This window comes from Streptomyces sp. 8P21H-1, from assembly GCF_013302945.1.
Genome location: NZ_JABTYA010000015.1, coordinates 16,095 through 36,310, shown reverse-complemented (window position 1 = coordinate 36,310; position 20,216 = coordinate 16,095). Strand labels below are relative to the sequence as shown.

The 20,216-nt window shown below is 65.9% G+C and carries 16 protein-coding genes and 6 pseudogenes; 13 read left to right on the top strand and 9 right to left on the bottom strand.

Going from position 1 to position 20,216, the window contains the following annotated elements; all coding sequences use genetic code 11:
- The 11 genes and pseudogenes from HO151_RS00415 to HO151_RS00365 all read left to right on the top strand — a co-directional run.
- Positions 1-200 (top strand): hypothetical protein (locus HO151_RS00415; protein WP_217422734.1); only part of this gene is annotated, 200 nt, incomplete at its 5' end.
- Positions 201-299: 99 nt separating this feature from the next.
- On the top strand, positions 300-935 hold the full coding sequence (locus HO151_RS00410) for a hypothetical protein (RefSeq protein ID WP_173894145.1): 636 nt from the start codon (positions 300-302) through the stop codon (positions 933-935).
- A gap of 158 nt (positions 936-1,093) precedes the next feature.
- A pseudogene (locus tag HO151_RS00405) lies at positions 1,094-1,273 on the top strand (rhamnose isomerase); the annotation flags it as partial.
- Between the two features lie 83 nt (positions 1,274-1,356).
- Positions 1,357-1,455: pseudogene (locus tag HO151_RS00400) on the top strand ((Fe-S)-binding protein); the annotation flags it as partial.
- Positions 1,456-1,593: 138 nt separating this feature from the next.
- Complete coding sequence (locus HO151_RS00395) at positions 1,594-2,166, top strand: TetR/AcrR family transcriptional regulator (protein ID WP_217422733.1); 573 nt, start codon at positions 1,594-1,596, stop codon at positions 2,164-2,166.
- A gap of 17 nt (positions 2,167-2,183) precedes the next feature.
- Complete coding sequence (locus tag HO151_RS00390) at positions 2,184-3,152, top strand: alpha/beta hydrolase (protein WP_173894143.1); 969 nt, start codon at positions 2,184-2,186, stop codon at positions 3,150-3,152.
- Positions 3,153-3,979: 827 nt separating this feature from the next.
- A complete protein-coding gene (locus HO151_RS00385) occupies positions 3,980-4,771 on the top strand; it encodes an SDR family oxidoreductase (protein WP_173894142.1) in 792 nt (263 codons plus the stop codon).
- A 125-nt stretch (positions 4,772-4,896) separates the two neighbouring features.
- Positions 4,897-5,799 (top strand): hypothetical protein, encoded by a 903-nt coding sequence (locus HO151_RS00380; protein ID WP_173894141.1) that lies wholly within the window; start codon positions 4,897-4,899, stop codon positions 5,797-5,799.
- Between the two features lie 133 nt (positions 5,800-5,932).
- Complete coding sequence (locus HO151_RS00375) at positions 5,933-6,307, top strand: hypothetical protein (RefSeq protein WP_173894140.1); 375 nt, start codon at positions 5,933-5,935, stop codon at positions 6,305-6,307.
- 211 nt (positions 6,308-6,518) lie between these two features.
- Positions 6,519-7,321, top strand: a protein-coding gene (locus HO151_RS00370; RefSeq protein WP_173894149.1) for an IS5 family transposase whose coding sequence is annotated in 2 segments (ribosomal slippage) — positions 6,519-6,846 and positions 6,846-7,321 — 804 coding nt in all. Because the reading frame shifts where the segments join, the coding sequence is not laid out codon by codon here.
- Between the two features lie 70 nt (positions 7,322-7,391).
- Positions 7,392-8,495 (top strand): IS4 family transposase, encoded by a 1,104-nt coding sequence (locus HO151_RS00365; RefSeq protein WP_368039370.1) that lies wholly within the window; start codon positions 7,392-7,394, stop codon positions 8,493-8,495.
- A 281-nt stretch (positions 8,496-8,776) separates the two neighbouring features.
- Here the strand turns inward: HO151_RS00365 and HO151_RS00360 are convergent, their stop codons facing one another.
- Complete coding sequence (locus HO151_RS00360; RefSeq protein ID WP_173894139.1) at positions 8,777-9,547, bottom strand: transposase; 771 nt, start codon at positions 9,545-9,547, stop codon at positions 8,777-8,779.
- A gap of 251 nt (positions 9,548-9,798) precedes the next feature.
- Positions 9,799-9,999: a hypothetical protein gene (locus HO151_RS06940; protein WP_217422732.1), complete on the bottom strand. Its 201-nt coding sequence runs from the start codon at positions 9,997-9,999 to the stop codon at positions 9,799-9,801.
- 297 nt (positions 10,000-10,296) lie between these two features.
- Here HO151_RS06940 and HO151_RS00350 point away from each other — a divergent pair, with 297 nt between their 5' ends.
- A complete protein-coding gene (locus HO151_RS00350) occupies positions 10,297-11,292 on the top strand; it encodes an STM4015 family protein (protein WP_368039369.1) in 996 nt (331 codons plus the stop codon).
- Between the two features lie 25 nt (positions 11,293-11,317).
- Positions 11,318-11,755 (top strand): annotated as a pseudogene (locus HO151_RS07085) (transposase); the annotation flags it as partial.
- Positions 11,756-11,811: 56 nt separating this feature from the next.
- Here HO151_RS07085 and HO151_RS00340 read toward each other — a convergent pair.
- The 7 genes and pseudogenes from HO151_RS00340 to HO151_RS00310 all read right to left on the bottom strand — a co-directional run bounded on the left by HO151_RS00340 (position 11,812) and on the right by HO151_RS00310 (position 20,167).
- Entirely contained in the window at positions 11,812-12,726 is a 915-nt protein-coding gene (locus HO151_RS00340; RefSeq protein WP_173894135.1) for a transposase family protein, read from the bottom strand.
- A 186-nt stretch (positions 12,727-12,912) separates the two neighbouring features.
- Positions 12,913-13,140, bottom strand: a pseudogene (locus HO151_RS00335) (rhamnulokinase); the annotation flags it as partial.
- Positions 13,141-13,157: 17 nt separating this feature from the next.
- Positions 13,158-14,009 (bottom strand): annotated as a pseudogene (locus HO151_RS00330) (SDR family NAD(P)-dependent oxidoreductase); the annotation flags it as partial.
- A gap of 249 nt (positions 14,010-14,258) precedes the next feature.
- Positions 14,259-14,642: pseudogene (locus HO151_RS00325) on the bottom strand (transposase); the annotation flags it as partial.
- 341 nt (positions 14,643-14,983) lie between these two features.
- Positions 14,984-16,693, bottom strand: coding sequence for a DapH/DapD/GlmU-related protein (locus HO151_RS00320; RefSeq protein WP_173894134.1), 1,710 nt, complete (start codon positions 16,691-16,693; stop codon positions 14,984-14,986).
- Between the two features lie 80 nt (positions 16,694-16,773).
- Positions 16,774-18,735 (bottom strand): hypothetical protein, encoded by a 1,962-nt coding sequence (locus tag HO151_RS00315; RefSeq protein WP_173894133.1) that lies wholly within the window; start codon positions 18,733-18,735, stop codon positions 16,774-16,776.
- Between the two features lie 25 nt (positions 18,736-18,760).
- On the bottom strand, positions 18,761-20,167 hold the full coding sequence (locus tag HO151_RS00310; RefSeq protein ID WP_173894132.1) for an alpha/beta hydrolase family protein: 1,407 nt from the start codon (positions 20,165-20,167) through the stop codon (positions 18,761-18,763).
- Positions 20,168-20,216: the final 49 nt, after the last annotated feature.

The window sequence follows — 20,216 nt, the reverse complement described above, 5'->3', positions numbered from 1 at the left end:
ACCGGACTCACCTTGACGACACCACGGCGACAACGTCAGTAGTGGACACCACCGAGGACGCCACGAGTGACCACGGTCGCGTTGGATTCCGCGAGGGCCAGGGCGACGGCGAGAAGGCGACCATCGACGACGTCACCGTCACCGCGGCTGACGGAACGGTGCTGCTGTCCGACGACTTCTCCGACGGGCTGGAGAAGTAGGACCGTCCGGCGTCGACCATCACGGGGACCAACATCACCACGACCTCGTGCGGTGGCCAGCCAACGGACGTCCTGCCTCTCGAGACCAGCTCCGGCACTGTGTACCTCTACCAGTCGGACGTGTGGGTGAACGCGAAGGCGAACGAGGCGCTCGCCAAGCACTACTGGCAGCCCCTGGTGTTCAACAGCGACGGCTCCATCCGGCCCATCGAGTGCGGCTGGTCCTACGACGTAACCGTGCCAGTCCGCCCTGGTAGCGCGCCGAAGCGACCCCACGCAGTGGAGACCGGAGACGCCGGCTATCGCACCCACTGGGACGTCGCGGGCGAGCTCGAACGCGCGCAGGAAGTCACGATGCCGGGCGCCGGGCGACTGCGGGCGGTGCGCTTCACCACGTTCCAGTCCGGGTACCCGAACGCGCCGCTGGTCCTCGACCTGCGCCGCACCGCGGCCGACGGCGTGGGCTCCACTGTGGGGTCCGTGAAAATCCCCGCCGACGAGGTCTCATGGGCCGCGCGATGGGCCCAGTTGAAGCTCGATCGGCCGTTGCAGGTCCACGCCGGTGACCGGTTCGCGCTGGTGGTTCGGTCCGCGACCACACAGGGCGCCTACGGCATCGCTCACAGCGACACCACGGCCTACGGCGAGGGCCGGGCCCTGATCAGTCACGACGGTGGCGAGAAGTGGACCACGGAGCCCGGCCGTGTTCTGCACGTCGAAGCCGACGTCTCGTGATGGCGCGCCACTGAGTGGGGAGACTGCTGAGCCTGGATCCACCGTTCGGCGGTCGGCTGTGAACCAACCAGCAAACCCGATCACAAACCACACGGTGGATCCAGGCTCAACACCACCGGCAAGTCCCTCGATGAGCTCGAGTCCGAGCGGAGTGCATCATGAAAAAAATTCTCAAGTCCCAGACCATCGCGACCCCTTCGTGGGGGTACGGCAACTCCGGCACTCGGTTCCAGGTGTTCGTCCATGCCGGCGTTCCGCGCGATCCGTACGAGAAGCTGGACGACGCGGCGCAGATCCACCGTTACACCGGCGTCGCTCCGGTCGTCTCGCTGCAGTTGCGCAGGCTGCTGCACCGCGCGCAGCCCTTGCTGCGGTACGAGCCGCGCGGCCAGGCCGGCCGGTGGGAGGAGGCTGAGGCTCTGTGCGCGTAGCTCTGTTCGTGACCTGCATCAACGAGGTGCTGTATCCGCGTACGGGTCAGGCGGCCGTCGCACCGCTGGAGCGGCCGGGCGTCGCGGTACTTGATCGGTGAACCTGAATCAACGCAACGTCGAAGCCGTCAGAGCCGTCTGCCATAGCCTCCGACCAGCAGGTATTTACAATACTGACAATACATGTTAACTATGTACCCATGCCGAAGGCTCCAACCGCCCAGATTGTGCTCGACAGCGCCTATCGATGTTTTTGCCGCAACGGGTTCAGGCGAACAACGATCTCCAGCATCGTTGAAGAATCCCGACTTTCACGGCCGACCGTCTACAAGTACGTTGGCACCAAGGATGAGGCGTTCGCCAGGATTGTCCGGGGATTACTGGAAGGAGCTGCGGCCGCGGCAGAGGAAGTGGCGGCCACAGCAACTACACCCGAGGAGAAGGTGCTCGCCGTACTCACGGTGAAGCTCGAAGTCGCCATCCGGCTCTGGCAGGACAGTCCTGCTTACGCCTATGAATTGCTGTCGGCCGCCACCGTTCACATTCCCGAGGTGGTTACTTCGTACGTGGAAGGCCTGGCCGAGCTACTGACAACCATTACGAGCGAGTTCACCCCCGAGGCAGCGCAGCAAGTGACCAGCGTACTCCTTACGTTCACTCGAGGTCTGGAGGACGACCTGCGCGACCCCGAGGCTGCCCGCCGTGACCTCAAGATCGGCGTTGGCATGATCATGATGGCGGGCACCATGCGCGGCCGCCCCGCTCCGGGCAACGGATTCCAAGACTCCCCCGGCACATAACCACAAAGGCAAGAGACATGAGCAGAGCAAAGACCCCCGTCTACTACCGCGATCATCAGGCTTGGCGCGATCTCCAGCAATTCCTACCCGCCCGGCTTCAGTTGACCGACGCAACCGCCCCTGAGGAAGAGTTCTGGGACTGGCGCGGACATCGCGTCCACCTCGACCGCTACCCGAACCCGGAAGCGAAGGCCAAAGTCATCCTGCACCACGGTGTGGGCACCAACGGCCGCCAGATGTCGCTCATCCTGGGCGCCCCGCTTGCCAGCCGCGGCGTCGAGACCGTCGCTCTGGACAATCTCGGCTACGGCCATACCCAGGTCATGCCAGGTACGACGCCCTCCTATGGCGACTGGGTCGATCTGGTCGTCGACTTCCTTGCCTACGAACAGTCACGCGACGACCGCCCCATCGTGCTCTACGGGCTGAGTGCGGGAGGCATGCTCACTTACCACGTCGCGGCCAGGACCCCCCGTGGCGCCCTGGCCGGGATTGTCGGTATGACCTTCCTCGACCAACGGGTCCGCCAAGTCCGCGACGAGACGTCCCACGACATCCTCAGCGCACGCCTCGGCGCTCCGTTCATGGGCCTGATGGCCAAGACCCCTGCCCGCTCGCTGAAATACCCCATGAGCTGGGCCAGTAAGATGTCAGCCCTCACCAACAACACCGAAGCCTTGAAGGTGTTCCGCAAGGATCCGACGTCCGCCGCGAACCGGGTCAGCCTCCGCTTCCTCGTCAGCTACCTCACCTACGCCCCTGCCGTCGAACCGGCCGACTTCGACGCCTGCCCGGTCCTGCTGACCCAGCCTGCCCAGGACCGCTGGAGCCCTCACCACCTGAGTCAGCCAGTACTGTCCCGTATCACTAAGGTCCCCGTCGACACTGTCATGCTTGACAACGCTGGCCACTACCCCCTCGAAGAGCCCGGCCTCCAACAGATGGAAGACGCGATCGTTGACTTCTTGACCAAGTGCACTACGTGACCGCCGTTGCGGGCTGGCAGTCAGCCGGGAACTCGCAAGCGACAGAACCTCCTTGTCCGCCATAGTCGCTCGCATCGAGGAACGCTAAAGAACGGAGTCATAAGGTTCACTCGAAGCGCGACCACAGAACTTGCTTGTGATCAGATCCGTATATCTGGATGGCTTTTCTTGATTACAGCTGAGGGGTACCACCGAGGGGCGCCGCGTCGCTAGCGTCACTACATTTGATGTAGAACCAGGAAGGGTGTACATCAAATCGATTAGTGAAGTGCCGGTAATCCGGCATTGCAGGCACCTTCGCGGTAAGGCAGCGCTGGTGGAGATGGTTTCCCCTCGGAGTGCGTGCATGCCTCTCGTCTCACTCCGCATCGGAGTGCGATGGGCCATGAAATATCGAGATGGAAACGATGACGCCGTCAAGTTTCACGTGCATCGTCGAGCTGGAAGTTTCATTCTCGGTGCAGCTACTGTGTCGTTTTGCAGAGGTGCCGTACACGTTGCGAAATCACGTCGAGAAGGAAACCGAAGGATTCACCAACAACCTTCTCCTCACGAGAGGCGGCAAAACCCCGGCCCCGCACGGGATGGGGTCACCTCCGCCGGCTTGTCGTCGTGTATCGATCCCACAGACGACCTCGCCTACGTTGCCCTACACAGCGATCGAATCGCGATTCCCAATTGGCGGTCGAGTCGTCAGGGGGCTCCGGGCAGCCAAGCTCCTTGAGCCATCAGGCGGCGAGCACCATGCAGCCATACCCGGAGCCCCTGAGCCCCACCGATCTTACGAATGACCAGCTCAAACCCAAATAAAGAGAGTAGAGCACATCATGGAACGTACGAGCGGCAGAGGACTCACGGTGATCACAGGAGCTTCTTCTGGGATCGGGGCTCAGTTGGCACGCGAACTGGGAAAGCAGGGTGCCGCCCTTTTGTTGACCGGTCGTAATGCTGAACGGCTGCGAGGCGTGGCCTGCGAAATCGAGACGGTCGAAGGTGTGACCGTCGAGACCGTCCCTGCCGACCTGACGCGGACCGAGGGCGTGGACGCGGTGATCAAAGCCATCGAAAATCGCGACGTAGACGTGTTGATAAACAATGCCGGGTTTGCAACCTACGGACCGCACCACACAATTGATCCAGACACAGAGGCATCGCTCATCTCCGTCAACTGCGGAGCACTCGTCGCGCTCACGCACGCAGTTCTTCCGCAGATGATCGAACGTGGCCGTGGCACAGTGATGAATGTAGCCTCGACCATCGCGTTCCAGCCCGCACCTCTTCAAGCCGTCTACGGTGCATCCAAGGCATTTGTACTCTCGTACAGCGAAGCACTGCACGAGGAGACCCGAAGCACCGGCGTCTGCGTGATTGCCTTGTGTCCCGGACCTACGTCCACAGGATTCGTCGCCGCCATGAATTCCCCCGAGGCTTCGCAAAGTACGGTCTATGGGAAGGTTGACAGCGCAGAGCATGTGACCCGAACGGCCGTCCGAGCGCTAAGAAGTCGGCGTGCCATAGCGGTGGTGGGAATCAAGAACTCGTTGACCATAAATGCGGCACGTTTCGCCCCCAGATCGGTCACCCGTCGGCTCGCGGCACGGATGCTTCGGCCGCGGTAACCAGTTCCGCGCTGACCCGATACCGTTGCGCCACCCTTTGGAAATCCGCAGGCTGGTCGTCGCGGGGTTCAGCCCAGACGGAATTCGGTTCACTCTTTACGGTCAGGCAATGCGAGGAGGAACGTATGCCGTCGCAAATCTCCGCCGCTCGGTTCGCCCGTGAGCAGGTTGGCCCGGCACTCCAAGCGCCAAGTGCACGTCTTGCGCTGATGCGCCGTCTCTACGAAGGCACGGGCGGGTCTCAGCGGCCGCATCTGCCCTACCGTCGCGCAGTCGGCGCCTTCATGGACTGGCAGATTCGCCGTGGTCTGCTCATGCCACGTGACGCTCCGGCGCCCGGGAGCGCGTGGTGGCGTGCAGTCAATGAGCGCCTGTTGAGCGATGGCTGGGAGGCGCTGGGCCTGTATCTTGGCATGCCCGGAAAACCCAGTGCGCCGAGTGTCGCTGCCACAGTGGAGTTCATTCGCGCACCGAACCCGCGCACGTGGTACCGCGCGCACAACCTCAGCGTGGTCTCTGCCTATCTGGAGCACCAAGAGCTGGCGGAGACCGAAAGCCGGACTGAGCGGTTTTTCATGAACGTCGTCCTGCTGCGCGTGCTGTACGCACACGCGCTGGTCTCCGCTCCGCGCCTGGCGCTCGGTCGGCTCAGCCAAGCAGCCCCATTCCTCGGCGATCCCAGGCTCGGGATGACGGGGATCTTCCTCTCGCTCTCCCGAGTTCTGCCCAACCGTTACCCCTTGAGCGACGACGTAAAGATCTACGTCGCGCCCGAACACGGACTCGGCCGTCTACTCGACCACGGTGTCATCACACCCCGGCTCGACCTGCTGTACGACTGGTCAGCGAAGACACTCCGCGAGCCACGATTGGCCGGCCTGCTACAGGGTGGGATCCCGGTATACACCTGGCCCGCGGAAGACACTGGGCCCTGGCAGCCGAAACCTTCGGCGATCATTCGCGCTGTGCGCAACATCCTGCCCACATCACAGCAGAAACAGACCGGTGAGCGTCACGAAACGATCTAAGCGTGAGGCCGTCTACCTGGTCGGCGCCGGTGGGGAGGACCTTCTCGGCCAGTAGCACGGCGTTTGCCGGCCTGATCGACGCCACAGCGAGCAACAGATGAATGGGTCTACGTGAAGGACTGGAGGACACAAGATGACGGGCAGCAAGCAGGAGATCGCATTGGTCACGCCGGTGGCCACAGAGATTCAGCAAGAAGCTCTTGCCTTCGTGGCAGACGGGCACGAGGCTAAGGCTGTGAAATGCCTGCGTAAGGCATCCGGTCTCGGCCTTTCTGAAGCGCAAGCTGCGCTCCAACTACTCCGCTCCGGAAGGGCCCTGCCTATCGACTACCCCCAGGCTCTGGAAAACCTGGAGGCGCTGGACTCGGACCTGATGCGCGAGTTGAGCTCTTCACTCGCCGAGGGCGACAACGTCAAAGCCGTCAAAGTGCTACGCGAACGGATGGACCTCAGCCTGACCAGTGGCTACCGCCTGATCAAACAGTTGGAGGATCGCGAAGCCAGCTGATTCAGTACAGCGCAGGCTCAAACGCAACGTCGATGGTTTAGGCGCAATGCCGTTGCTTTTGCCGTGGGCGTAGGCTGGTGGGTAGTCGGTGCCGGGGGTGGTACGGGTGACTGCGAGTGCGTCTGACTTAGAGCTCGTAACACGATCTTTTTGAAGGGTCCTGGCCGGGCGTGACCGATGTGACGATTCCGCCGTTCGGGATGCTGTGAGCATTCGGCCGTGGATCGTGGACGACGACTTGTGGGCGTTGATCGAGCCGCTGCTGCCGCCCTGGCCGGAGAAGTCGCCGGGGCCGCGGCCGGTGGCGGACCGGCTGTGTCTGCAGGGCATCCTGTACGTGCTCCACAACGACATAGCCTGGCAACTCCTGCCCCTGGAGCTGGGTTTCGGCTCGGGCCAGACCTGCTGGCGGCGCCTGGAGCGATGGCAGCAGGCCGGAGTCTTCGAGCAGCTGCACCGCATTCTGCTCGCCGAGCTCAACGCAGCCGGCGAACTCGACTGGTCGAGAGCGTGCGTGGACGGCTCCCACATCCGCGCGAAAAAAGGGGAGCCGACACCGGTCCGTCGCCGGTCGACCGGCGGAAGACAGGCAGCAAACACCATCTGATCTGCGACGGACGCGGCACCCCGCTGAAGGTCATCACCACCGCGGCCAACGTCAACGACGTCACCCAGACCCTCGCCCTCGTCGACGGCATCCCACCCGTCGCGGGCCGGCCCGGTCGGCCGCGCCGCCGCCCTGGCTCACTCATGGGCGACAAGGGTTACGACTCCAACACCCACCGCGAAGCGCTGCGCAAGCGCCGGATCCTGCCGGTCATCTCCCGCAAGGGTGCCCCCAACATCAAGGGCCTGGGCAAACTCCGCTACGTCGTCGAGCAGACCTTCGCCCTCCTGCACCAGTTCAAACGCCTCGCCGTCCGCTGGGAACGCCGCACCGACCTCCACGACGCCTTCATCTCATTGGCCTGCGGCCTCATCTGCTGGAGACGACTGAAGAAGGCTCGATCATGATCGTGTTACGAGCTCTTATCGGGTCTGGGCCTGTTGACCTGGGTGTATCCGCCGGGGTTGGTGGACCGGGGTGGTGGCCGCGTGCGGACGTGCAGAGCAACGTAGGCGCCTGCTTCCTGCGCGGTTGGTGGTGTACTTCGTGTTGGGGCTGGCGCTGTTCTCGCCTGCTCCGTATCTCGAGGTCATGCGGCATCTGGTGGCGGGTCTGCGGGGGCTGGGTCTGCTGGGTGAGTGGCACGTCCCGGCGAAGTCCTCGCTGTTCAGGGCCCGGCAGCGGCTCGGCTCGGAGCCGCTGCCGGTGCTGTTCGCGGTGACTGCGAAACCGATGGCGACCGAGTCGACGCCGGGTGCGTTCTGGCGGGGCCTGCGGCTGCTGGCGGTCGACGGGACCTGCTGGGACGTCGCCGACACCGAAGCCAACCAAGCCGCTTTCGGCCGTCCCGGCAACGGCCGCGGAACGGGCCGCAGCGCCTTCGTCCAGGTGCGGATGGCAGCCCTGGTGGAAGTGGGCAGCCACGCGGTGCTGGACGCGGAACTCGCCGGCTGCCGCACCGGTGAAGTGACCTTGGTGGGCCGCCTGCCCCGCTCCTGCAGCGCAGGCCAGCTGGTGATGGCCGACCGCGAGTTCCTGGGTGTCCCGCTGTGGCGGGCCTTCACCGCCACCGGCGCCGACCTGCTGTGGCGAGTGCCGGCCAACCGCGTCCTGCCGGTGCGCAAACTGCTTCGGGACGGATCCTGGCTCTCCGACATTCACGCCGGCACCGACCGGGCCAAGCGTGATCCGGTGCAGGTGCGCGTCCTGGCCTACCAGCTCAAAGATGCAGGCCGTGCCACCGGGGCCGACGACTACCGCCTGGTCACCACCCTTTTGGACCCCCGCCGTTACCCGGCCCGGCAGCTGGCCGCGCTCTACCGGGAGCGCTGGGAGATCGAATCCGTCTTCGCCGAGCTCAAGACCTACCAGCGCGGCGCGAAGGTCGTTCTCAGCAGCAAGACACCCGACGGTGTCCTCCAGCAGATCTGGGCCCACCTCCCGGTCCACCACGCACTGCGGGAACTCATGGTGAGAACCGCTGCCACCCGTGAACTCGATCCCGACCGCATCTCGTTCACCGAAACCCTGCGCTCCGCCCGGCGCAGCGTGACCCTCCTCCCGGGCGGTTTTTCCCCCTGATCTCCTGGTGAGAGCACTGCAAGTCCTCCAGGAGGATCTACTGGAAAGACTCCTGCCCGCCAGACGACTCCGCAGCCAGCCCCGCGTCGTGAAGCGCAAGATGTCCAACTACTGGCTCAAACGAGCCGAGCACCACGCATGGCCCCAGCCCACCCGCACCGGCGCCCCAGCCATCCGCATCAAACGACCCCAACCTGCAGACCCGTAACGCAACAGCATTGCAGCTAAGCGTTGTCCCGCAAATGGCTTCGGGCATGCCTGCGACCTGGCTGTTTGCTTTGTCATCCGGCGAGGGTGAGGTTGTGCAGGCGGGCGATGCCGAGCATGGCGTGGTGGACGCCGTCGCCCTTGAGGCGGCAGTCGCGGAGGATCTTCCAGGTCTTCATATGGGCGAAGGCATGCTCGACGCGGGCGCGGACCTTGCGGTGCGAGCGATTGTGTTCCTCCTTCCAGATCGGAAGTTCTGCCTGGCCGCGTTCGCGGCGGTGCGGGATGACCAGGCCGGTACCCCGGTAGCCGCCGTCGGCGATCACCGTCGTGCGGCCGACGGCGGCCTTCGCTCCGGACAGCTCCCACGCCTTGCAGTCGTTGCGGTTGTCTGGCAGCGGCCGGCCGACCGCGACGACCAGCCGGGTGTCGGCGTCGATGACCACCTGGTGATTGGTCGAGTACCGATAGTTCTTCGACTGCTCGGCGATGCTGTGGTCGCGGGTGGGGACCAAGGTGCCGTCCACGATCAGCACGGTGTCCTTGCGGAACCGTGTGCGAGGTTGCAGGGCCAGCGCCGGGCCAAGGTGGTCGACGATCCTGTCAGCCGCGGACTTCGACACCCCAAACAGCGGCGCCAGTTGGTGCAGTGTCAGGTTCGTCCGCCAGTACGCGGCGACCAGCAGCACCTGGTCCTCCAGCGGCAGGCTCCACGGCCGGCCCTTGCGTACTGGATCTGCACCCTCACGCCGCAACGCGGTGATCAACTTGCCGAACTGACGCGGGCTCAGCCCGGTGAACGGGGCTATCCAAGACGGCTCCGACGCCGTGATCACACCAGCCACGACGAGATCATCTCACCCGTGACCAGCAGTTACGGGACAACGCTTAGATCACGCCTGAGTCAATCGACCAGGCTGCCCGCGTCCACGGAATCACCTTGACCGGACCGGTCCGCACCGACCCCCGGGCCCAGGACCATCCCGGCTTCACGAAGGCCGACTTCATCCCCGACTGGCAGGCCCGCACCCTGACGTGTCCCCGCGGAATCACCAGCCACCCGTGGAAGCCCACCCTCGGCGACCAGCATGAGCGGCTATCTGTGCTGTTTCCCAAACGTGCCTGCCGGACGTGCGAAGACCGGCTCGCCTGCACCAGAAATACCGACGGCCATGCTTGCCACATCTCCCTCGGCGCGTAGCGCGTAGCGGCGCTGCCACTGCTCGGTGTCCAGCTTATGCCGGACCCGGGTCTGGATCTCCTGCAGACGCTGGGACAGGAGACTCACGTCCAGCATGTCCCTACCGCTGCCGGAGCCAACGTCATCAGGCTCAGCCAATGCGGCTCGCCCGACAGCGAACCGCCGACCCGAGTCGCGCCAGTCAGCAGGTTCCGGCAACTCTGCCGAGACTTGAGCGTCTAGAGATCACCAACAGCATCCCGAATGTGAGACAGGGCCGCTCGTTTGACAGTCCCAGCCTGCGCGATTTCCGAGTATGCTCGCCAGACCTCGCCGCAGGGGTCCGTCAGCAGACTGGCAGACCTTGATGATCAATCGGCGTGGAGTTCGCCTGTGAATGGATTAATCATGTACATGGATCATTTAACGAGGCTGCACGGTCTTCCCGTCTACCAGTTCCCGGCTCTGGGGAAGGGGAGTGGGCCGATGCCTGCGGCGGAGGACGTCGCATGGCGCATCTGTAGTAGCGCCGATGAGGAGGCCAGTGAATTCTGGACCGAAGACATACCCGATGGGGCTTACGAGAAGCAATGGGGCCGCTTCCTCAAGACGGTAGACCTTGCGCGGGTACAGGCTCTGGTTCTTGGTGGCGGTGCCTACTCCTCGGAAGGCCCCCCTGATTGGGCGGTGAACGAGCTGATTGCCGCTGCGGACCGGCTCACCGGCCTCAAGGCGCTGTACCTCGCCGATCTCACACCCGAAGAATCCGAGATGTCCTGGATAGTGCAGGGCGATGTGACGCCAATTCTCGACGCCTTCCCCCGCCTCAGAGAACTTGGGGTGCGCGGCTCAACCATAGGCATGGCGGCTGACGAAGAAGGCACGGGCCTGCGGCTGACACCGCTGCGGCACGAGCACCTGCGCGTCCTGCGGCTGGAGAACGGCGGTCTGCCCGGCGAGGTGGCGCGCGCCGTGGCCGCCAGCGACCTGCCCGCCTTGGAGCACCTGGACCTGTGGCTGGGTGAGGAGTTCTACGGCTGCACCACGACCCTCGCCGACCTGGCCCCCATCCTCGACGGTGACCGGCTGCCCGCCCTGCGACGCCTCGGACTGCAGAACAGCTATATGCAGGACGAGATCGCCGCCGCGGTGGCCGGCGCCCCCGTCGTCGCTCAACTCACCGCGCTGCACCTGGGCCTTGGCACCCTGAGCGACACCGGCGCTACTGCGCTCCTCAGTGGCCAGCCCCTCACGCACCTCGAGGAACTGGACCTGCACCGACACTACCTCTCCGAGCCCGTGATGCAGCGCATACGCGAGGCACTGGAACCGGCCGGGGTGGTAGTCAACCTGGACGAGCAGGAGGAGATCGAAGAGGACTCGGGCCGATACGTAGCGGTCGGAGAGTGACTTTCCCCCACAGGCACGTGCCAGGGTGAACGGTCCTTACCCGCGTATCCGCATTGAGGGCGGCAGCTGGGCGGTGGTCTCGCAGGCCGGGGACGTGCTGCTGGTAGAGACTGCTTGCAAGGCTGATCTGGACACCGTGATATCAGCGGCATTGCTGCCGCGGCGGAAGGGCCGGGCGGAGCACGATCCGGGAGGAATCCTGCTGGACGCGGCCCTGGCGGTCGCGCTGAGCGGGGAGTGCCTCGCGGACGTCGCGATGCTGCGGTGTGAGCCGACCGTTTCGGCCCGGTCGTCTCCGCCCCAACCGTCGCCGCCTGATTGACCCCTCACCGCGTCCGACGAGAAAGCCCTGCAGGCCATCTGGTCCGCACGGTCCGAAGTCCGGCAGCATGTCTGGTCGTTGGCCAGTGAGAATGCCCCGGACGCCGACGGACAGGTCACGGTCGACCTCGACGGCGTCCTATTACGAGCTGGTGCGTGATTGTGTTGGAGATATGGGTGCCTAACCTGGGGTTTTTGTCAGCCGGTGGTGTTGCGGTCGGAGACGAGGCCTGCGATGGCCTGGTAGGTGGCGGGCAGGTTCTCTCGGCGGTGGGTCCAGCGGACCAGTTGCTTCCAGCGTTTGTGGTCGGCGAGGGCGTGTTCGACGGTGATGCGCATCGAGGAGTGCCGGTGCCGGGCTCGTAGGCGGGCTTCGAGGACCTCGGGCGGACTGATCTTGTTTCCCTTCCTGGGCGGGGTCACCGCTTGGCCGGGATGATCGCGACGGAGTCCGAGGTAGCCGTCGTCCAGGAGCACTTCCACGTCGCGAAAGTGCTGGAAACAGGTACCGATGCCTTCGTTGCGTGCGGCGGTCGCGTCATGCATCCGCCCTGGTCGCAGGGCACCGGTCCAGAGCGTGCGGCCCTCACGGTCGGCGACGACAGTGGCCTTCATCGTGTTCTGCTTCTTCTTCCTCGAGACAAAAGCACGGCGTCCGCCGCGGCTGGCCGGGGGCCGACGGACCTGGACCTCGGTGGCGTCCAGCCGCAGCTCGATGCCTTCGGCCTGGGCGTATGCGAACACATCCGCCAGGGTCCGCAGCCGCAGGCCGGGCCGGTCTGGGACCGCGCATCCCCGCTCTGCCAGCAGCCCTCGTATCTCACCGATCGCACGGGTGATGGTGGAGCGGTCGACGCCGAACAGCAGCCCCAACGCCGCATGCGGCAGATCGTGCCGCAAGTGAATCAACGTAGCCACGAGCCGGTCGACGAACACCAGCCGATGCCGGACACCGGCTCCTGCCTCGCGCTTCCTGGCCCCGCCGCGAGCTTCGTGACGACGCCCCTCCACCACGGCCTGCCACGGGCCGGCCAACTCTTCAACCAGGGAAGCGAGATGCCCCCGCGAGACTCCCGTGAACACCTGATGCGCGAGAACCGTCCGACTGACCATGATCGCCACATCCGGATCATGACACCCACCAGCAAGAACATGTCACCCGCAATCACGCACCAGCTCGTAAGGGCCTGCCGGAGAACAACATGTAGGCAGGCAGCGCACTGAACTGTGATGTTAAGCCCAAAAACCAACAGGTTATTCTCCGGCAGGCCCTAAGCGCGCACCCTCCTGGCCCAGCATGCGCAACCCTTCGAGGACGTGGCCGTACAACCCGAGTACGTCCCAGTGCAGGGTTCCGCGAGTGCGCACGGGCCGGCCGGGAAACCGGTGCACTTCCCGCAACCGTAGGCTGCCGGGGCCAACTTCGGCGGTCATCACCCGGCCGCTGGACGCGCCCAGGTCGACGGCCACGAACACCTCGGTGCCGGGCGCTCCTGCCCCCGCAGCCTTCGTCGGTACTTTCGTCATCTCGGGCAGCTCTGCGCTCATTGAAGGAACGCGGCGGCCACGCCCGCGTCGACCGGCACGTGCAGCCCGGTCGTGTGGGACAGCTCTCCGCCGGTCAGGGCGTACACCGCGTTGGCGACGTGCTCGGGAAGCACCTCGCGGCCGAGCAAGGTGCGCTGGGCGTAGTACGCGCCGAGCTCCTTCTCCTCGACCCCGTACACCGCCGCACGCTGGGCGCCCCAGCCGCCGGCGAAGATTCCCGAACCGCGCACGACGCCGTCCGGGTTGACGCCGTTGACTCGGATCCCGTGCGGGCCGAGTTCTGCGGCAAGGAGCCTGACTTGGTGTGCCTGGTCGGCCTTGGTCGCGGAGTAGGCGACGTTGTTGGGTCCGGCGAACACCGCGTTCTTGGAGACGATGTAGACGATGTCACCCTCCAGGCCCTGCGCGAGCATGCTGCGTGCGGCGGCGCGGGAGACCAGGAACGATCCCTTGGCCATGACGTCGTGCTGCAGGTCCCAGTCCTTCTCGTCCGTCTCGAGGAGCGGCTTGGAGATGGACAGTCCTGCGTTATTGACGACCAGGTCGACGCCGCCGAAGGCAAGCGCCGCTGCGTCGAGGGCGGCGTCGACCGCGCTCGCGTCGCTCACGTTCGCGCCGACGCCGACGGCCGTGTCGGTGCTGCCCAACTCCGCTGCCGCCGCCCATGCCTTGTCGGAGTCCAGGTCGGCGACAACGACGCAGGCGCCCTCGGCTGCAAGGCGGGTGGCGATCGCCTTGCCAATGCCGCCCGCCGCTCCGGTCACCAGGGCAACTCGTCCTGCCAGCGGCTTGGGCTTCGGCTTGCGGGCGAGCTTGGCCTCTTCCAGTGCCCAGTACTCGATCCGGAAATCGTTTCGAAGACGGGGCTGTGCACAACTCGCGCTCGGCGCCTCAGGTGCCGCTCGGCACGACTTGACCCCGGAGGGCACCGACTGTCAGCGCGGTGCGTCAGAGTGTTTGGGGCGTATCCCGGAGGCATCCTCCTGGAAGCGCTCCGGGCCACTGTGGTGGAACAGGTGGGCGCGCGGTGGCCGCGGCACACGCCGCGCCCCGCGGGCGGATGCGGGTGAGCGATCTGCCTGAGTTCCGCCACGGTCCTATCCGGCAAGGTTGAGATTGTGCAGGCGGGCGACGCCGCGCATGGCGTGGTAGACGCCGTCGCCTTTGAGTCGGCAGTCGCGGAGAATCTTCCGGGTCTTCATCCGGGCGAAGACGTGCTCCACTCGTGCACGGACCTGCTTGTGTGAGCGGTTGTGCTCCCGCTTCCAGTCAGGCAGTTCCTCGCCGTGGGTGCGGCGATGCGGCATGATTAATCCGGTCCCTGGATAGCCGCCATCAGCTATCACGGTCGTCTCGCCGACCGCTGTCTTGGCCCCCGATTCCTCCCATGCCTTGCAGTCGTTCCGGTTGCCTGGTAGCGGCCGTCCGACCATAACGACCAGTCGGGTGTCGGCATCGATGACGACTTGGTGATTGGTGGAAACTGCACGCCCGCGTTGCCTTGGGCAGTCTGCTGGCGGATGTGGCGTGTGTCCATCCGGCGTCGGTGAGAGGCCGTGTGGCAGGGGAGACGATGCGCTCGATGGGGGGCTGCCCATGGTGTCACGCCGGTCTGCGTCTTCTGTCCGGCAGTCATTGCTCTGAACTCTACGAACTATATGGCGAGCTGAGAGAGTCTGAGCAGGCCATGGTTCGCTGACTGTGCGTACTTCAGTGATCCTCGACGTCGGGCAGGTGCTCGCGAACGATGGCTGCGGCCTGCGGCCTGCGCATCATGTGACCGAGGACGGACTCGGAACCGTAGGGCATGGTGAAGTCCTTTTCAGGCTCGGAGCGGGGTGGTCACAGGCGCCGGTTCGGGGCGGTGGATGCCACGGGGCCGGTAGCCGAGTGCATCCGAGACACCGGCCAGGTCGGCGAGGTACCAGATGATGGCGAGCCACATCTCCGTGCCCTGCAAGCCGGGGCAGGTCTGTGGATCACGCGCAGTCGAGGGATGCGGAGCGCGGAAGGCGAAGCCCTTACCGTCAACCCAGAGTTGTAGTGCGTCGGCCAACAGTTTTCGGGCCAGAGCGGCTACTTCGACGGTTCGGTAGCCGGCGGGGAGGGTCAGCCATAGAGGGTGGGCGATGTCAAGAATGTTGCAGGCGGTCTGTCGGTCGGGGCGGGTGTAGCGAACGTCCCGGGCGTGCCGAAGCACGGAGTCGATGGTCCGCTCCGGGTACGGCAGGGGCAGGCCGTACTGGGCGAACGTACCGCGAGTGGCGCGGTAGAAGCCGTTGACGACCTGCATCAGGCCCTCGGTGCCGCTGGGCCGGCCCCACAGGCCGGTCTGTGGGTCGGCATGGGTGAGCAGCCAGCCGAGCAAGGCGTCTAGTGCTCCGTGGTGTCCGGGCACTCCTTGTCGGCGGTTCCACATGAGGGCGGTGCCCAGAGTGTCGGCCCAGTCGCCGCTGTACCAGGGGTTCTCCTGCCAGGGCAGGGCCTCCAGGTGTTCGACGACTTCGCCGGCCGTGAGAGCACCGATGCTGTGCAGAGGGTGGGCGAACTCACTGCCCAGCAGGTCGAGGGCGTAGCCGACGCACAGGAAGTGATAACCCGTTTTTTTGCTGAACGGAAGTGCCCCAGGCGGGAGTTGGCGTCCCGCGTCGTCGAGTGCGCCGACGACGCCGCTGTGCGGGTCCTGCCAGGCGCGCAGCCGGGCGATTTGTTCGTCCACGGGCAGCGGGAGTGGCGGGCCGCCGAGCAGCAGGTCGGCGATCTCCACGGCGTCGCACTGAGCGCGGACGGTGGGTGGGCGGCCAGGTGCATCGACGAACAGACCGTCGCCGGTGGGGCCGGGGGTGAAGCAGCGGGCCAGGACGTCGTCGACCTGGGCGCGGGCGCGGTCCGCGAAGGAGGCGACCGTGCCGGCCAGATCTGTCGGTGCGCTCACTGGGGCGGTGGGGGGCGCTCCGCGCCAGCGCAGGACACGTGCGGGGTTGCCCGCGACGACGGCCTTGGCCGGGATGTCCTTGGTCACCACGCTGCCCGCACCGATCACGGCGCCGTCGTCGATGGTGATGCCGTCAAGTATCACGACGTGCGAGCCGATCCACACGTCGTTGCCGATCCGGATGCCCCGGGAGGAGTGCGGCTGGCGGAATACCTCGGTGTCCGGGTCCTCGTAACCGTGGTTGAAGGCGAGAAGGGAGGTGTGGGCACCGATGCGTACGGCGTTGCCGAGTTCGACGGTGCCGCGGACCACGGAGTACGGGTTGACCGTACAGTCCCGTCCGGCGTGCAGGGTACCGGTGAGGTAGCTGCCGGCCGCGATGTAGCTGCGCGAGCCGATGTGGAGTTCGTCGTTCTGGACCGCGGCCAGCGGTGAGACGTAGCAGTGCTCGCCGAAGCTGAACTCCCCTGCCGACGTGCACAGAGTCTGCTGGAACTCGTGCTGGCTGGCACGGTCGTCGGCAGTGGCCTGTCTCCAGTAGTGCCAGGGCGAGTAGTCGAAGAGGGTGGGGGTGGCCACGGCGTTCGCTTCTGTCATGGAGTTCGTCTCTGTCACGTGGGTCGGGCGGGGGCGTCGCGGCGGTCGCCGCGACGCCCCTATAGCGGCGGTTCAGGTCGTCAGGTTCCGTTGGCGGGCTGGGTGTAGGTGTGTCCGTCGACGGTGGTGGTCAGGGTGCCGGTGGCCTGGAAGTCGTTCTTGCCGACCTCGATGGTGAGGTGGAATCCGTCGGGGCCGGTCTTCTTCGTCGCGTGCGTGCGGCCGGTGGCGATGTCGCTCTGGACGAGGTCGGAGTACCAATCGAGCTCGTTCACCCACGGGTCAGGGTTCTCTACGGTCACCTGCTCCGTGCCGTTGATGACTCGGGCGCCGCCGTCGGAGTAGTCGTGGTAGTTGACGGCGACCGTGCTGACGGCCGTACGGTCACTGTTCTCGGTGATGGTGACCTCGGCCGAGCCGGACTTCCTGCCCTCCAGCGTGTACGTGCCCTGCGGCGGATGCGGTCGCGCGGGCACCGTGCTGCCGGGCACGTACGGCACGCCCCAGGGGACGGTGTCGGAGACGGGCGCGACCGGCTGCGGTGTGAGCGGTGCGCGGCTGGTGAGACGGGCGACCATCAAGCGTTCGGTGCGGCCGCCGGGCGCCGTCGATGTAGGGCAGGGCAGCGGGTTGGCGCCCCCGCAGGCGGGCGGGGTGACGAGCGACTGCCAGTACGCGATGCGGGTGCCGTCGGGGGACCACTTGGGGTCGGCGCGGCCATTCCACAGCGGGTCGTTGATGCTGCCGGGGCTGCCGTCGCCTGCGGCGTTGAGACGCTGTCCCGCGTAGGAGCCGCGATCGCCGTAGCGGTCGATGAGGTACGGCTGGAAGAAGCGGCGCTGGCCGTCGTTCCGGGCCGCGGAGATCGCGGTGGAGGTGACGAGATCGGTGACCGGCGGGACACCGCGCATGGCGGACAGGAACGACATCCGGTCGGTGCTGCGGGTGTCCATCACCGCGGTCCACTTGTCGTCGGGCGAGATGTCGACGGGATCCACGTACCCGGGATCGGCAGTGAGCCTGCGGACCTTGCCGGTAGTCAGGTCAGCGGCGTAGACGTCGATGTTCGACGACTCGGCCGAGTAGCCGACGTAGCTGACCTCGCGTCCGGTGCCGGAGAATCCGCGCAGCTCGCCGACCGAGTCCACATACGGATCGACGCGCAGCCTACTCGGATCCTGGGGGTGGACGTCCACCGGTTGGGTGCGGTCCAGGTCGAAGAGACGGCTGACCTTGACGACGTCATAGCGGGGGACCTGCGGCGTGCCCGTCTTCGGGGAGGCGTTGAATTTCAGGCGGCCGAAGTAGCTGTACTGGTTGAGGCGGCCCGCGGTCACGGCCATGGAGCTGAAACCCAGGTGCGCATTGTCCGGGTGCAGCCGCAGCTCGCGGATGTTCCCGCCCGTCCCGGAACCGTCCGGGGTGGTGTTCCAGCGGATGGGGTAGATGTGCGTGCGCTGCGGGGTGCACTTCTTGTCGGCAAGCGAGTAGCGGCCGCAGTCGACGATGTTCGTGCCGGCGAGGACACGTTTGCCGTCACTGAACGCCTGGGGGTAGTCCGCCACGGACGTGCTGCCCACTGCGTTGGACTCGGGCACACCGCACGTGATGCACTTCCAGGCATCGCCATTGGGAAACGTGGTGCCGTCGGCCTTGACGAGGATCAGCTGCTCGCCGGTGTAGACGGCAGCCGGGTCGGGGGCTGCCGGGGCACCCGCGAACTTCACGGTCGCGACGACACTCCGGCCGTCGGGCAGGAAGCTCCCCGAGAAAAGGCCGGTGGACTTGCCGACGCACCCTGTGCCGCGCGGGTTGATCTCTTTGGTGCACGCGCCGGCCTCGGTGCTCGGCGTGACCGGCGGCAACGGCAGTTCGCTGACCTTGATCGGCTCGGGCCGCGGCGGCGCCGGAGCGACGGCCTCGGCACCAGGGGCCGGGGACGCGTTCGCGGGCTGCCATGCGGTGCTGCTCAAAGCCAGGAGAACGACCAGTAGTATCACCGACCGCGTGCGGGGGATTCCCGCCTTTCTGCGGTAAAGCATCCTCATCTCCTCTTTGAGTTGGGCATTACATCCGTGCGACACGTACCTCGACCCGGTGGAAACGCGAGCTGTTGCCGCGCACGAAGAAGGGCGCGCGATCGGGGCTGGGAGCAGTGCTTGCGGCGTCGGCCTCAGGGGAGAACTGCTGGTAGGGGTTGCCGGGGCCCAGATGCAGGGGGATCGTCAGCCGTCCTTTCCGGTCAGCGGCAACGGGGAACGAGGAGTGCCGACCCGCGCCTTTGACGAAGACGTCGTAGTGCGCTCCGGCCCTGCCGAGCGAAGGCATGACAACCGTTGCCGTGTCGTTGCCGATGACGGCGAAGTGCCGCGGAGCGTAGGCTTGCAGAGCGCTGAACTCGACGACATCGCGGGAGGTCCGCACCGTCCAGTCGCCGTAGCCGTACTGCGGATCGACGGACGCGACGGTGAACGCCGACGGATTGCGCCGGTCGGCGAAGGAGGTCGCGAGATGGGGCAGCCAGTTGACAAAACTCGACCCGAAGTTCTGCCAATCGTGGGACATGCGGGGTTTGAGGATGAACCGGTGGCGTATGCCGATCGCGTCGAGCCGGCTGTGCACGGCGCGCGTGCATTCGTTGATGGTGACCTCGGTGGCGCCGGTGCCCCCCGCATATAGGGACACGTCGGTGTTCGCGAGGTTGGCCACCAGATCCCAGGTGTTCTTCCCGCGCCAGCGCACCTCGTCGGTGGCGTAGGCTCCGAAGATCCGCTGGGTGAAGGGGATCTGCTGCGGGACGTGGATGGCCAGTCCGTGGTTGTTGAGATCGACGGCTCCCGAGAACGACGCGCAGACGCCGATCAGGTCGGGATGCCGGGCCGCGTAAGCCAGGGCACCGTGACCGCCCATCGAGAGGCCGGCCGTCGCGCGTGCGGAGCGTTTCGGGATCGTGCGGTACGTCGCATCGATCCACGGCACCAACTGCCCGATGTGGTAGGTCTCCCACTTGGGTGTTCCGAAGGCTCCGCTGTTGTACCAGTCGACGTAGAACCCGGCCGCGCCGCCGTCCGGCATCACTACGATCGCCGGGAGGCCGGTGGTCAACGCCTCGGCGTTGCCCATGGCCGGATCGGTCCACGTGGTGTGGTTCTCGTTGCCGCCGCCGCCGTGGAAGAGGTACAGCACCGGGTAGTGCCGCCGAGGTTGCTTGTCGTAGCCCTTCGGCAGCAGTACGCGCGCCTTGGTCGTGGTACCCAACGCGTCGGTGTAAAAGGTGAGTTCGCTCAGGCGGTTGCTGAGCCGAACCGGGGCGCCGACCAGGGTCAGGCCCGGCACCGGATCGGATGTGGTGGGGTGTGCTCGCACCGGCGAGACGCCCAGGGCGGATGCCGGCGGGCCAAGTGCGGCGACAGCCGCAGTGCCTGCGGCAACGCCCAGGATGGCTCTGCGACTCGGCTGGTACTTCTGATCCATGATCGTCCTGTCTCCGTCGTTGTGGTTGCTTCGTTGCGCTTCTTGCGCA

Coding starts and splice junctions, on each gene's coding strand:
- HO151_RS00340 (WP_173894135.1), bottom strand. CDS start 12,726: ATGGTCAGTCGGACGGTTCTCGCGCATCAGGTGTTCACGGGAGTCTCG.
- HO151_RS00385 (WP_173894142.1), top strand. CDS start 3,980: ATGGAACGTACGAGCGGCAGAGGACTCACGGTGATCACAGGAGCTTCT.
- HO151_RS00310 (WP_173894132.1), bottom strand. CDS start 20,167: ATGGATCAGAAGTACCAGCCGAGTCGCAGAGCCATCCTGGGCGTTGCC.
- HO151_RS00390 (WP_173894143.1), top strand. CDS start 2,184: ATGAGCAGAGCAAAGACCCCCGTCTACTACCGCGATCATCAGGCTTGG.
- HO151_RS00375 (WP_173894140.1), top strand. CDS start 5,933: ATGACGGGCAGCAAGCAGGAGATCGCATTGGTCACGCCGGTGGCCACA.
- HO151_RS00380 (WP_173894141.1), top strand. CDS start 4,897: ATGCCGTCGCAAATCTCCGCCGCTCGGTTCGCCCGTGAGCAGGTTGGC.
- HO151_RS00350 (WP_368039369.1), top strand. CDS start 10,297: ATGGATCATTTAACGAGGCTGCACGGTCTTCCCGTCTACCAGTTCCCG.
- HO151_RS06940 (WP_217422732.1), bottom strand. CDS start 9,999: ATGCTGGACGTGAGTCTCCTGTCCCAGCGTCTGCAGGAGATCCAGACC.
- HO151_RS00315 (WP_173894133.1), bottom strand. CDS start 18,735: ATGCTTTACCGCAGAAAGGCGGGAATCCCCCGCACGCGGTCGGTGATA.
- HO151_RS00320 (WP_173894134.1), bottom strand. CDS start 16,693: ATGACAGAAGCGAACGCCGTGGCCACCCCCACCCTCTTCGACTACTCG.